The 14,565-nt window shown below is 28.9% G+C and carries 12 protein-coding genes; 1 reads left to right on the top strand and 11 read right to left on the bottom strand.

Features of this window, described 5'->3' with window-relative positions:
* Window positions 1-118: 118 nt before the first annotated feature.
* From I4U89_RS03165 to I4U89_RS03140, 6 genes are all read right to left on the bottom strand, one after another.
* Window positions 119-2,089: a sensor histidine kinase gene (locus I4U89_RS03165; RefSeq protein WP_195938246.1), complete on the bottom strand. Its 1,971-nt coding sequence runs from the start codon at window positions 2,087-2,089 to the stop codon at window positions 119-121.
* A 194-nt stretch (window positions 2,090-2,283) separates the two neighbouring features.
* Window positions 2,284-3,624, bottom strand: coding sequence for an L-fucose:H+ symporter permease (fucP, locus tag I4U89_RS03160; RefSeq protein ID WP_195938244.1), 1,341 nt, complete (start codon window positions 3,622-3,624; stop codon window positions 2,284-2,286).
* A gap of 38 nt (window positions 3,625-3,662) precedes the next feature.
* Entirely contained in the window at window positions 3,663-4,361 is a 699-nt protein-coding gene (locus tag I4U89_RS03155) for a class II aldolase/adducin family protein (RefSeq protein ID WP_195938241.1), read from the bottom strand.
* 24 nt (window positions 4,362-4,385) lie between these two features.
* The gene (locus I4U89_RS03150) at window positions 4,386-4,826 is read right to left on the bottom strand and encodes an RbsD/FucU family protein (RefSeq protein WP_195938239.1); all 441 of its coding nucleotides are present in this window, start codon (window positions 4,824-4,826) and stop codon (window positions 4,386-4,388) included.
* Window positions 4,820-6,322: a rhamnulokinase gene (locus tag I4U89_RS03145; RefSeq protein ID WP_195938237.1), complete on the bottom strand. Its 1,503-nt coding sequence runs from the start codon at window positions 6,320-6,322 to the stop codon at window positions 4,820-4,822. Before I4U89_RS03145 ends, I4U89_RS03150 begins: the two co-directional genes overlap by 7 nt.
* A gap of 17 nt (window positions 6,323-6,339) precedes the next feature.
* Entirely contained in the window at window positions 6,340-8,133 is a 1,794-nt protein-coding gene (locus tag I4U89_RS03140) for an L-fucose isomerase (protein WP_195938235.1), read from the bottom strand.
* Window positions 8,134-8,312: 179 nt separating this feature from the next.
* Between I4U89_RS03140 and I4U89_RS03135 the strand changes: the two genes are divergently transcribed.
* A complete protein-coding gene (locus tag I4U89_RS03135) occupies window positions 8,313-9,179 on the top strand; it encodes an AraC family transcriptional regulator (protein WP_195938233.1) in 867 nt (288 codons plus the stop codon).
* Window positions 9,180-9,233: 54 nt separating this feature from the next.
* On the opposite strand, the gene I4U89_RS03130 is transcribed toward I4U89_RS03135, so the two are convergent.
* The 5 genes from I4U89_RS03130 to I4U89_RS03110 all read right to left on the bottom strand — a co-directional run bounded on the left by I4U89_RS03130 (window position 9,234) and on the right by I4U89_RS03110 (window position 14,565).
* Window positions 9,234-9,794, bottom strand: a complete 561-nt coding sequence (locus I4U89_RS03130; RefSeq protein ID WP_195938231.1) for a GNAT family N-acetyltransferase — start codon at window positions 9,792-9,794, stop codon at window positions 9,234-9,236.
* A gap of 126 nt (window positions 9,795-9,920) precedes the next feature.
* Window positions 9,921-10,538, bottom strand: a complete 618-nt coding sequence (locus tag I4U89_RS03125; protein WP_195938229.1) for a hypothetical protein — start codon at window positions 10,536-10,538, stop codon at window positions 9,921-9,923.
* Entirely contained in the window at window positions 10,528-11,709 is a 1,182-nt protein-coding gene (locus tag I4U89_RS03120; RefSeq protein WP_195938227.1) for a DUF4932 domain-containing protein, read from the bottom strand. The genes I4U89_RS03125 and I4U89_RS03120 overlap by 11 nt, the downstream gene beginning before the upstream one ends.
* A gap of 219 nt (window positions 11,710-11,928) precedes the next feature.
* The gene (gene fucO / locus I4U89_RS03115; RefSeq protein ID WP_195938225.1) at window positions 11,929-13,083 is read right to left on the bottom strand and encodes a lactaldehyde reductase; all 1,155 of its coding nucleotides are present in this window, start codon (window positions 13,081-13,083) and stop codon (window positions 11,929-11,931) included.
* A 222-nt stretch (window positions 13,084-13,305) separates the two neighbouring features.
* Window positions 13,306-14,565, bottom strand: coding sequence for a cytochrome P450 (locus I4U89_RS03110; RefSeq protein WP_207744109.1), 1,260 nt, complete (start codon window positions 14,563-14,565; stop codon window positions 13,306-13,308).

Genomic DNA, 14,565 nt, shown 5'->3' with positions numbered 1-14,565 from the left:
GTTTTCCTTGATATAGTATTAAGCTTCTTTGAAAGTATCCTTAGATAATAAATTTATTTTAAACTAAAAACCTATACATAAACCTTTATTTATTAAAAGTTAATATATAGGTTACTCATTAATATACATCAGACATTTCTAAATCTACTATTTTGTTTATATCTTTTATACTTGAGCCTTCATTTTGCATTTCATTTACTTTCAAATGTCTAGGAAGATGTATCTTGAAAGTAGAACCTTTATTTATTTCACTTTCTATTTCTATTTTACCATCATGAATATCTACTATCTCTTTTACTATACAAAGCCCTATACCACTACCTTCATTGTTTCTTGTATATAAGTTATCTACTTGATAAAATCTATGGAATATATAGTCAATCTTTTCTTTTGGTATACCTATGCCACTATCTTTTACTTCAATAACTACATTTTCTTCGTCTTTATAAATAAAAACTCTTATAATCCCATTTTCAGATGTAAACTTTATAGCATTTGATAACAAGTTTAATATAACTCTTTGAATTTGAAATATATCTATAGCTACTTTTATCTCTTCATATTTTGTGTCAAATATCATATCAATATTTTTTCTCCTAGCAAAATCTATACTCGACTCAAATATATCCTCTACAACGCATACTATATTGCAATTTTCTAAGTTTAATTTTAACATTCCAGATTCAGCTTTAGTTATATCTATTATATTGTTTGATATTTTCAGAAGTCTATAGGTATTTTTATCTACATTTTCTAACTTATTTAATATATAATCTTTATCTAAATTTCCTTTTTCAAGACTTTTTTCTAATACTTTAGTAATTCCTAGTATTATATTTATAGGTGTTCTTAATTCATGACTTAGATTAACTATAAAGTCTGATTTTAATTTTTCTCTTTCTTTTTCTTTTTTTTGTATTTCTATTCTTTTTATCTTATCACGTCTAAATTTAATAAAAGATATAATTATACCTATAATAATTAGTGCTGATATGATTTGTAAAAATACTGAAACTACTTTCATCCATGTAGGAATTAATAAATCAAAAGGACCTTTATCTAAAATAACTACATCCTTTCTTACAGAAAAAGGATTAATATTATATTCATATATACTATCATAATCTACGTATGATTTTACTTTAGGCTCTGGAACACTTTTGATATTTTTTATTTTTTCTCCATTTTTTATTTTAATTATCATCTCTCCAATTATACTGCCTTGTTCTTGACCTATATCCATACTTCCCCCTAATATTCCAGAATTTATATAGGTTTCGTCGTCAGAGTATATTGGTGCACTACTATAATCTTTTATTGTGCTTACAACCTCTATAGGATTTATATACTTTCCTGAATTCTCGTACTGAAATTCTCCTCCTATTATATTAATCATATCTTCCGAGTTTTTAATCTCACTTAATTCTTTTGTTATATCTTCTAAGTAATTACTTTTTATATGTCTTATTTTTACTTGATCTTTTAAGTATCTATCTACTATCCTCGATACTTCCTTATAAAGAGAATATCCATATCCTGATTCTTCCGTTATTATGTTTATATGTCTTACTTTAGGAGTTAAGTCTTTCATTAGAATCATTAAATCTAATGTATCATCACGGTGATATACACCTGTCATGTATTCATTTTCTTTATAAGTTTCTTCTAAATTATTATCCACACCGCTAAATAACAGAGGTAATTTATAAAAATTACTATTTATATTTTTTACTTCATTTTTAAAAACTTCATAAGATTCATCATTTACTGCGTATATGAGATCTACACTTCCTTTTGGGTACTTTTTATTTAACATATCTTTTAATGATTTTATATATTCTTTATTGTGATTAATCCTAAAATCTAAATATTCAACTCTAAAGTTTATATTTGACTCATTATTATTTAATATATAATTTTTTAGTCCCATTGTTATATTTGCTTCCCAATAATGTCCTTGATGATAAGAGTTTAGTATTAAAACGTTAAATGACTCATCTCCTATACTTTTTGCATGTATTTTAGATATAAACATCTGTGTCATTAATATAACAGTTGATATGTATATCATTTTCTTAAATTTTGTCATTTATTAAATCTCCCTGACCAAAAATATACTCAAGATTTAATAATTCTACATTATTTGTTTTTTTCCTTCATTATTTTTGTTTAAAATAAATAAACCTAAGGAAATAATCCTTAGGCTATATATTAATAAAAAATATGAAGAAGTATTCGTTCCTACTTATAAAAATAATCTGATTTTAATTTATATTATTACATCTATTTAGCTGTTTTCTTAGTTCTAAAACATATTGAGTATATTAAAACTACTGCAAAACATATTACTGGTATTAAAAATGATGAACGAACTGCAGCTTCTTGACCACTAAATGAAGGTGCTATAAAAGATAACATTCCAGTATCTATCATTTTACCCATAATAGGGGTTATAACTGCTCCACCAAGTATTGCCATTATAAGTCCTGCCGCACCTACTTTTACTTCATCACCTAAATCTTTAAGTGCTATACCATAAATTGTAGGGAACATTAATGACATACATGCTGATATTAAAACTAAGCACCATACAGATTGAGAAGTTGGTAGGTATATTGTTCCTAAACTAAATGCTATTCCACCTACTGCAAATATAGCCATCATTATAGCTGGGTCAAAGTACTTCATTAAAGCTGTACATATCCAACGGCATACTATAAAAGAAACTATTGCTATAAGATAGTACTCAGATGCACTTGCTTCATCAAGTCCAAGAGTTGTCATTACATATCCTATAGTCCAAGTCCATACAGATATTTGAACACCAACATAGAAAAACTGTGCAACTACACCAAATGCATAGCGTGGTATTTTTATAAGTTTTTTTATTGATTTAACTATATTAAGATCTCCTGAAGTATCTCTTTCAGAATCTTTACTTTTCTTAAAGAAAGTCCATATTATTATAGCTATAACTACTAAACCAACATATGGTACACATACCCATAATAATTCTGTACTACGTATATCACTTAAAGCTTCTGGGCTCATCGCTATACGTTCTTCATATGTTGCAGGATTTAAGTTACTTAATATAAAATATTTAGCCATTATGATACCTGTTAAAGAACCTAGTGGATTAAAAGCTTGAGCCAAGTTAAGGCGACGAACACTAGTCTCTTCTGGTCCTAATGATATTACATATGGATTACAAGTTGTTTCAAGGATTGAAAGCCCTCCTGCTAAAACAAAAACTGATGCTAAGAATAAATTAAAGTTTTGTGAAATTGCAGCTGGTATATATCCCATAGCCCCTACTATATATAAACCAAGACCTACTAATACACCATTTCTATATGAGTATTTTTTTATTAAAATTGCAGCAGGTAATGCAAGTACTGCATAAGATCCATAAAAAGCAACTTGTGTTAAAGATGCATCTGCTGCCTCAAGCATAAATATTCTTCCGAATGCTGGTACAAGATTATCTGTCATATTATTTAATAGTCCCCAAAGTATAAAACACGATACAAGCATTATAAAGTGCATTGTATATTTTTTTGGTACTATTTCATTTGTATTTTTTACTTTAACATTTTCAGCACTATTTATCTTACCATCCATAAAATATCCTCCTTTTTATATTTAGGAATTAAATTATTTTATTTTCTATAACGTTTAAATCCTGGGTGTCTTCCAGTAACTCCGTAATTTTTTCTCATATCTATTAGTCTATCTATATTATCTCTTGAAATTTCTTTTTCCCCACCTAATAAATGTGCAGTTAAACTTATTTTTGCATATAATTCTAATGTTTCCATTCTATAATAAGCTGTTATTAAATCTGCTCCTACTGTTAATGCTCCATGATTTTGAAGTAATAATACATCGTGTTCATTTAAATATGGTGCTATTGCTTCTGGAACTTCTTCTGTTGATGGTGTCCCATATGGTGTTACTGGTACAGACCCTATTGCAACTACAGTTTCTATCATAGTGTATCTATCCATATCTAACTGAGCAACTGCAAATCCTGTAGCTGTTGGAGGATGTGCATGAACTACTGCTCCTACATCTTCTCTTTCTTTATAGCATCTTAAATGCATTTTTATTTCTGATGATGGTCTTAAGCCTTCAAGTCCATCTAATATTTCTCCATTAGCATCAATATGAACTAATTTTTCTGGTGTTATAAAGCTTTTACTTATTCCTGTTGGTGTTGCTAAAAAAGTACCATCTTCTAATTTCACAGTTACATTCCCATCATTTGCAGCAACCCATCCTAATTGCCACATTTTGTGGCATACATCACATATTTGTTCTCTTACTTCCATATATTTTAAGTTTTTTGTACATTCCATAATAATTGCCTCCCATATTTTGTGTTATTCTACTACTACGCCTTTTTGTAATATAATATTTGCATATAATGCTTTTTCTCCTGTGGCTATTATTGCATAAGCTTTTTTTGCTTCATCATAAAATTTAAATCTTTCTATAGTTCCTACTACATCTTCTCCGCGACTATCATGCTTTTTAATTATTTCTTTATAAGTATCCCATATAGGAGTTTTAACATTATCACCTGCCATTACTTCCATTAAATTAACAGGATGATCTACATATGTGTCTAGTGGAAATACTTTAAGTATTGCATCTAATAGCTCAGGAACATTATGTCCATCACATCTTATTACTATAGAATCTTTTCCCATACTTTCTGCTGGAAAATTTCCATCACTTATTACTATTTGATCACTATGCCCCATTTCACATAATACTTTTAATAGTTCTGGAGACAATATTGGTGGTATATTTTTTAACATTTTACAATCTCCTTAGGCTTAATTATTTCTTTAAACTCTTCATATTTTTCTTCCCATAAACTTAAGTTTATTGGATTATAATAATCTATTTCTTGAGAATTTTTTATTATATTTCTAGCTTCTTTTAAGTCTTTTATTTCATTAGTTGCCATTAATTGAACTAATATATTTCCAAGTACAGTAGCTTCTACAGGTCCTGCAGATACGCTTATATTACACGCATTTGCAGTCATTTGGCAAAGTAACTTACTTTGTATACCTCCGCCTACCATATACATTGTTTTATATTCTTTATTAGTACATTTTTTAATTTCCTCTAAAGAGTGACGATATTTTAATGCTAAACTCTCATTTATACATCTAACTATTTCGCCTTCAGTTTGAGGTACTTCTTGATTAGTTTTTTTACAATAATCTTTAATTCTTTCTGGGATATTTCCTGCTGGTACAAATATTGGATCATCTGGATCTATTAAGCATTTAAATGGTTTAGATTTTTTTGCCATTTCTTCTAATTCACTAAAATTATAGACTTTTCCTTCTCTTTCCCATTGTCTTTTACTTTCTTGTATTAACCATAGTCCTATTATATTTTTAAGAAAAGACGCCTTATTACCATAAGCTCCTTCATTTGTTATATTATAATAACTTGATTTTTCATTTATTATTGGTTCATCAATCTCTGTTCCAAGAAGTGACCAAGTTCCACAACTTAAAAATACAAAATCATCATCAAAAGATGGAACTGATACTAAAGCACTTTGAGTATCGTGTCCACAAATTGCAATAACATCACACATATCTATTTTTAATTCTTCACTTATATCCTCAGTTATCTTTCCTATTATCGTTCCACTAGGTACTATATCTGTGAATAATTTTTTAGGTAATCCTAAAGAATCGATTAATTTTTCTGACCAAGTCCTATTTTTTGCATCAAATAATTGAGTTGTTGATGCTATAGAGCTTTCTGTAACCTTTTTTCCTGTTAGGAGATAGTTGAAAAAGTCAGGCATTAGGAGCATCACATCTGCTCTTTTAAGCAGATGTGATCTTTTTTCTTTTAATGATAATAATTGAAATGCTGTGTTTATCTCCATGAATTGATTTCCTGTTATATCATAAAATTCTTCTTTAGGTATATTTTCAAAGCTTTTTTCTACCATCCCACATGTTCTACCATCTCTATAATGGATAGGATTTTCAAGTAATGTGCCATGTTCGTCAAGTAGTGCAAAATCAACACCCCATGTATCTATACCTATGCTATCAATTTTTCCAAAGGCTTTTGATTTTATTAAACTTTGCTTTATTTCAAAGAACAATCTAAGTACATCCCAATACATTGTTCCCCCTACTATTACAGGGTCATTTGAAAATCTATGGATTTCTTTAATTTCTATTTTACCTTTATCGTATATTCCAAGCATTGCTCTCCCACTTGATGCACCAAAGTCAAAGGCTAATACTTGTTTTTTATTATTTTTAGTTTCCATGATATCACCTTTTAATTTTATTTGTACATTGGTCCATAAGTTTTGCAAGCTCTATAATCTTGGCCTTCTTTATCCATTCCAAATGCATTCCAAGCTGCTGGTCTAAATATTTTTTCTTCGTCTACGTTATGCATACTTACTGGTATTCTAAGTATTGAACATAAAGTGATTATATCTGCACCTATGTGTCCATAACTTATAGCACCATGATTAGCACCCCAGTTATTCATTACGTCATATGCTGATTTAAATGCACCTTTTCCTGTAAGTCTTGGTGCAAACCAAGTACAAGGCCAAGTATAATCAGTTCTCTTCCATAACTTATCTGATACTTCACTTGGAAGATTTACAGTATATCCTTCCACTAATTGAAGAACTGGTCCAAGCCCTTTAACTAAATTTAAACGCATCATAGTTACAGGCATTTCAGCTTCTGTTAAGAATCTTGAAGAATATCCTCCACCTCTGAAATATCCATTATCAGCAGCATTCCAAGTAGTTGATTTTAATATTGCTTCTTGATCTTCTTCTGTTATATCATACCAAGCTTTTATTACTTTATTTCCATTTTCATCTTTTGCTTGACCACAAGCATCTAGGCAAGATGCTCCTGAGTTTATTAAATGTATAAATCCATCAGCTTCTTTAGCTACACCTTCTAATTCATATCCAGTAGCCTTTTTAACTGCTTCAGGACTCCAGTAAGTACGAACATCTGAGAAAATTTGAGGTGTATTAGTTAATAATTTTCCAAATAACATACTTATACCGTTTAATACATCATTTTCAGTAGCTAATATATAAGGTTCTCTAGCACCGTCCCAGTCAAATGAAGTGTTAAGTAATGCTTCTGGGAAATCACAGTTTGGATAAAAATCTGTCCATTGTCTTTGACCTTGGAAACCTGCAGCTATTGCATTGTGTCCTAATCTTTCTTCTTCACAACCATCTGGTAAGTTTTCATTTCCGTTCATTAAGTCTTTTATTATACACATCATCTTAACAACGAATTCCCAATCTGCATCTTTTTCTTCTCTAGTTTTTTGAACATTTTCAGGGTTTTTATCAAATCCTTCTATACATTTTTCTTTAGTCCATTTTAAAGCTCTTTCAAATTCTGCTTTATCATATATTTCTTCACTCATTCTTCTTATTACTTCTGTTTCATCAACTGACTCTACTCTCATTCCTAAGTATTCTTCTATAAATGCTGGGTCTATTATAGAACCACCTATCCCCATACATATTGAACCTATTTGTAAATAAGATTTTCCTCTCATAGAAGCTGCTGCTACTGCTGCCTTTCCAAATCTTAATAACTTTTCTTTAACATCTTCAGGTATTTCTGTTTCGTCTGCATCTTGAACATCATGTCCGTATATACCAAATGCAGGAAGACCTTTCTGTGCATGAGTAGCTAGTACTGATGCTAAATAAACAGCTCCTGGTCTTTCAGTTCCATTAAATCCCCATACTCCTTTTATAGTCATTGGATCCATATCCATTGTTTCTGAGCCATAACACCAACATGGAGTTACTGTAAGAGTTATATCTACTCCTTCTCTTTTAAATTTGTCAGCACATGCTGCTGATTCTGGAACTCTACCTATTGTAGTATCTGCTATAACAACCTTTACAGGTTCTCCATTTGAGTATTTTAAGTTTTCTTCAAATAATTTAGCTGCTGATTTTGCCATATTCATTGTTTGCTCTTCCAGTGAACCACGTACGTCTAATATTCCTTTTCTTCCATCTATTGTAGGTCTTATTCCTATTACTGGATATCTTCCTATCAATCTACTTTTAGCCATTATAATTACCTCCCCAATTTTATTTATAATTTTTTTATTTTTATTTTTAGTAATTTTTTCTATTTATTATCTTTCTAATTTAATTATAGATATTTTAAAAAACGTTTTCTTGTGTTATAATAGTCAGAAAATATAATAATATTCACTTTTTGTATTAAATCAAATGAAGGGGAGATTTTATGAAATACTTTGATTTTAAAGAAGATAAAAAACACGGTACATTTGATTTTCCAATTGAGTTTTATCATGTGACTCCAAATCATCCAAGATATAATATGCCTTATCACTGGCATACTGAATACGAAATAATAAGGATTTTAAAAGGGGAATTTTTACTAACTCTTGGAGATGAAAAAATTTTAGCTAAAGAAAATGATATAATATTTATTCATGATGGAATGCTTCATGGAGGTATTCCAAAAGATTGTATTTATGAATGTATAGTATTTGATATAAATTCATTAACAAAGCAAAATCACACTTGTACTAAGCAAATACAAGATATTATAGATCACAAAAAGATAGTTGGACCTATACTGTCTAATGATATTAATGATTTAAAGTTATGCTGTAATAACTTATTTAAGTCTATGAAGTTAAAAGAAGTAGGATATGAATTTATTACTCAAGGTTCTTTATATTATTTAATAGGAATTATATTAAATAATAAATTATATTCAAATAAAAATACAAATACAAAAAGAACCCAAGAAAGGATTCTTAATTTTAAAAAAGTGTTAACTTTAATAGAAAGTGAATATTCAAGCCCACTTACTCTCGAGGATTTATCAAAGGCTTGTGGTATGACTCCAAAGTATTTTTGTAGATTTTTCTCTGAGATGACTAATAAAACACCTATTGAATATTTAAATTATTATCGTATAGAAAGTGCTTGTGAACAACTTTTAACTACAGATTATTCTATAACTGAAATTGGACTAAATTGTGGATTTAATGATGTTAGTTACTTTATTAAGACTTTTAAAAAGCATAAAGGAGTTACACCTAAACAATACTTAAAGTCTTCTATATATAGTGCAGTTTAATTTTAAATTTTTTTAATATTAAATAAAAAGGAGCATTTGCTCCTTTAAGTTTTATTAATCATCAATATAATCTTTAGTAAGTAAAGCATACATAGAATAATCACAGATTCCTTGATTGTTTATATCTGCTTGTCTCATTGTACCTTCATATTTCATTTTACATTTTGTCATTACTTTTCCTGAGTTTGGATTAAGAGGGTCATGTCTTGATTCGATACGATTTACCTTAACTTCATATATAAAATATTTAATTAAAGCACTTAGTGCTTCTGAAGTAACTCCTTGATTCCACCACTTTCTTCCTATGCAATAACCAACATGCACCATACCTATTTCTTCATCTTGACGTACAACACTTATAGATCCAATAGGTTCATTTCCATTAGATTTTAATATAATAGCCCATTGATAAAAATTTTTATTTTTATATTCATCTATCCAATTTTTTAGGATATTTTTTGATACTTCAATGTTATCATGCGGTTTCCAAGTAAGAAACTTTGTAACTTCAGAATCATTTGCCCAATTTCTATACATAGCCTCTGCATCTGACAATTCAAACTTTCTCAAAATTAAATTTTTTGTATCTATTCTTTTTGTTCCCTTATGATTCATAGTATCTCCCTCATATATTCCTTGATTAATAATATATAGCAATTGTGGATTTAATTAGATCAGAACTTAAAGTCTAGCATGTGCTCACTAAATCATATGTTTATTGAACACATGCTATTTATTATATTAATTAATTTCTTTAAGATAATCTATTCCAACAATAATGTCTTTTCTTAATTCTTCTTCATTATTTTCATTAGACTCATATCCATAACATAATCCTACAACAAAATTTCCTTTTTCTGAGCTATAGAATATATATTTTTTATTAAAATTAGTATCCTCTACTTCTTTTTCCTTAACTATATCATCTGGAAGAACTTTATTAATTAAATCCATCGCTTCTTCATATGTTACACTTGTTGGATTAACTTCTGAAGCATATGTATATCCTAATAATATATTAGAATAATTTTTATTAGCTATTGGTTCTGCTGATTCTACTTTTGTTATTTGCCCTTCTTGGGACGCATTTTTATTATTATAACTTACCACTTTATACTGGAGTTCTTCTTTATTTACTTCTTCATACCTCTCATTAATTACGCTATTGTCTATATTTATATAGTCAATCTCACCGCTTTCAGATTTTATATATGGTATATCATTTTCTTCATCAACTACTACTTCTTTATTTAATTCATTAGATTCAATATATTCTTTATTAGTATTTTTATTGCAGCCTATAACTACTAAAATACATACTATTAGGATAGCTATTATTAATTTACTCCTATTTTTCATGTAAGCCACCATTAATAGATAATGTCTTATTATTAGCTAAATCATCTAACAAGTTTAATATTTCTGGGTAAAAATCTTCAAATGTAGAATATTTACCTCTATTTGTCTCATACTCTTTTTCTAATAGATTTATCAGTTCATCTATATAAATAAATCCAGCTTCTTTTTCCATTTTTATAGACCTATTAGCATCTTCTTTTCCATTATGTATATCTGTCATTCTAATTACACAAGCTCTAACTAAATGCTCATTTAAACATGTTTCCCAATTACTATATGCCTTAGCTTTCATCTTACCTTTTATAGGCTCAAATAAACTTTCGTATTTATTTACTTCTTTTATATTTTTAGTTGTCAAATTATTTATAAATGAATGACCAAATTCATGTCTTATCAAATACCTAAACATAAAGTCCTCTCCAAATATAGGTAAATCATCCTTTACACCATTGCTTCCCTGTATAAAGTATATATCATATTTTCCATCTTTATCTTTAATTCTTGGTCCGTAATTATTGGCATAAAGCATTCCATTAAGTATTATATTATAACTATTTTGTTTAGTTCCATAATAGTCTTCTACTTGACTTATATAATCAACATCACTTAAGCTTTTTATTGTAGTATTTATTATTTTTTCATAATAATCCATATGATCATTATAAAAGTCATAAAAATTACTTTCCTTAACAAAATTATTTAACTCATCTATAAATTCTAAAAATTTCTCTTCTCCTCCAGCCCTTTGAACACATTGTGTATATACATAATCACTTTTATCAATATCTTCTCTTATTTTTAAGTTTGATGGATTGGTTAAATAAAGCATGCTTGTTGGAGGTGCATCATAGCTAAACCCATTTTTTGACATAGATTCAAACAATTTTACTACTTCGTGATACTTATATTCTCCAAAGTATTTTTCTACTTCTTGTTTGTAAATTATGTCTTCAGGGATTATACTAGTTGTTTTATAATCATAGGTTGGACTTAAGTACATAATTACTGATAAAAGTTCAATTCTTGGGTCTATTGTCATATTTATATTGTTAAATTTTTTTGTTATCGTTTTATTATCCCTGATTATTTCATTGTTTACCTCACTAGATGATGAACATCCTACTGAAAATATCATTGTTAAAGTTAATAATAATGATATAATTTTTTTCAAGATATTATCCTCCTTATCTCACTATCTTAATTACATATTTTATTTTCTAATTACATTGTAATCATAATACGTATCAAAAAGTTTGAATTTTAAAAATATATCTTAAAATTAGTATAAAATATTTATACAAAAAGAACCCTATATAGCAGATTTTTTATCTACATTACAGAGCTCTTTCTAAAAACTATTGTATGCTTAATTTATTATTTACATTAACTCTTAGCATAAAACCAACGATTCATATAATTTAGTAATATCCTCTATACTTGTTTCTCTTGGGTTTCCAGGTCTACATGCATCATTATATGCAGACTCTGCTAAAAACTTAATATCTTCTTTTTTAACTATATCTTTTAAGTTAGAAGGTATACCTATATCACTTGAAAGTTTTTTAACTGCATCTATTGCAGCTTTTCTATACTCATCAACACTCATATTTTCAACATTTTCTACACCCATAGCAGCTGCTATGTATTTATATTTATCTCCTGTTACACAAGCATTATACTCCATAACTGTTGGCAGTATAATTGCATTAGCTATTCCATGTGGTGTATCATATAATGCACCTAAAGGATGAGCCATTGAATGAACTATACCTAGTCCTACATTAGAAAATCCCATTCCAGCTATATATTGACCTAATGCCATACCTTCTCTACCTTCTTTAGTATTTTCTACTGCACCTCTTAAATGTTTTGATATTAACTCTATAGCTTTTATGTGGAACATATCACTCATTTCCCAAGCTCCACCTGTTATAAATCCTTCTATTGCATGAGTTAAAGCATCCATTCCAGTAGCTGCTGTTAAACCTTTTGGCATACTTTCCATCATATCAGGATCTACTACTGCAACAACTGGTATATCATTAGTGTCTACACATACAAACTTTCTATTTTTTTCAACATCTGTAATAACATAGTTTATAGTAACTTCTGCTGCTGTTCCTGCTGTTGTTGGTACTGCTATTATTGGTACACATTTGTTTTTAGTATCAGCTACACCTTCTAAGCTTCTAACATCTTCAAATTCTGGATTGTTAGCTATTATACCTATTGCTTTTGCTGTATCTATAGATGAACCTCCACCTATAGCTATTATGTAATCTGCATTTGACTCTTTATATGCTTTAACACCACTTTGTACATTTTCAATAGTTGGATTTGGCTTTATGTTAGAATATATTTCATAATCAAGATTTTCTTCATCTAATATTTTAGTTACTTTTGTTGTTACATTAAATTTTATTAAATCTGGGTCAGAGCATAAAAATGCTTTTTTTAGGTTTCTTCTTTTTACCTCTGTTACTATTTCTTTTATTGCTCCAGATCCATGATATGAAGTTTCATTTAATACAATTCTATTTACCACTTAAATCGCCCCTTTTTATGAATATATGTTAATTGTAATTTTTTAGGGTATATTATTTCTAGTAATATACTTTCTTAAAATATGACTATTTTCACTTTTTATAATTTGTAATTATGATTAATTTTAAAATAAGGAGGAACAATTCGTTCCTCCTTATAATTTTAGAATTTAAAAAGTTTAGTTATTTTAATTTTATTCTATTATAATCAAACATTAAAAAAACTAAATTTTTCGTTTAATATTTCTCATTACAAATCCACTTTTAGGCAACGTAGGTATCCTTTCTAGGCTATAACTTAAATCCTGATCAGGTACTTCAAAATCAATCTTATTAATAAGAAAATCAATACTAGCTTTCATTATTTCAATGGTAATTCCTTCTCCTGGACAGCGATGGCCTTTTGCAGAATTCCCTCCACCCTGAGGAATAAAGTCAAATAAGCTTTCATTACGTTCTTTAAAACGCTCTGGTATAAATTCAAAAGGCTTCTCCCATATTCTTGAATCATGATTGGTACCATAAATATCAAGAATAACAAGCATGTCTTTTTTAAATTCATATTTATTCCAAATAAAATCCTTTTTTACTCTTGCCCCTAGAAATGGTCCAAATGGGTAATAGCGTCTAACTTCTTGCACAAACATTTCAAAATCTTTACTGTTACCAGACAAAAGCTTTTCTTTACACTCTGGGTGTTCATATAAAGCTAAAGCTGAAAATGTAATAAATGTTGAGATAGCAACAATTGGACGTAGTATGTTGATAAGTTCTACCGCAGCAATTTTAGTATCCAGTTGACTACCATCTAGCTCTCTATGAAAAGCCATAGCATAAAGGGCTGAGCTTTCTTTAACCTTAAGCTTACCTAAACGAACATCTTCTATGACTTTCCCTATCCACTCTTCTGATCTAGATCTAGCTATTTTACCTTTCCAATATCGTGGTCCTATCGCTCCAAGGGCATCAACCATTGCACTAAAATCCTCTGCTCTATCTTTTACCTCAGATTCTAAGAGAGGAACCCCAGCCCAATTACACGCTGTCCAACATAAAATATACTTTGCCTCATCAAAAAGTACAATCTCCTTATTACCTTCCCATTTACTAATTGATGATTGCAATTTATCCATTAGAAGTTTTGAAAGTTGATTTTGATGATGTGAGTTAGTCAATGACATGAAAAGATTTTTACGATGCCTATGTGATTCTCCATCCATAGACTGTACACCACCTACACCAAACAATGTTTTTTGTACACGTTTTGGAGCAGCACCATTTCGCTTAAATAACTCTGAATCGTAAAAAATCTTTGCCGCTTCTTCTCCAACTATACAAATTGCTTTTTCTCCTAGCAAATGTGTCTCAAATATATCTGACTGATATTTATCAACTCTATTTTTTATAAATAGATATGCTTCTTGAGACATAGCTATAGTATGATCAATACCTTTATCGTGAGGGACTTGTTCTTTAATTGACAT

This window comes from Romboutsia sp. 1001713B170131_170501_G6 (assembly GCF_015668195.1).
Taxonomy (GTDB): Bacteria; Bacillota; Clostridia; order Peptostreptococcales; family Peptostreptococcaceae; genus Romboutsia_C.
This window is presented reverse-complemented; position numbering and strand designations above follow the sequence as displayed.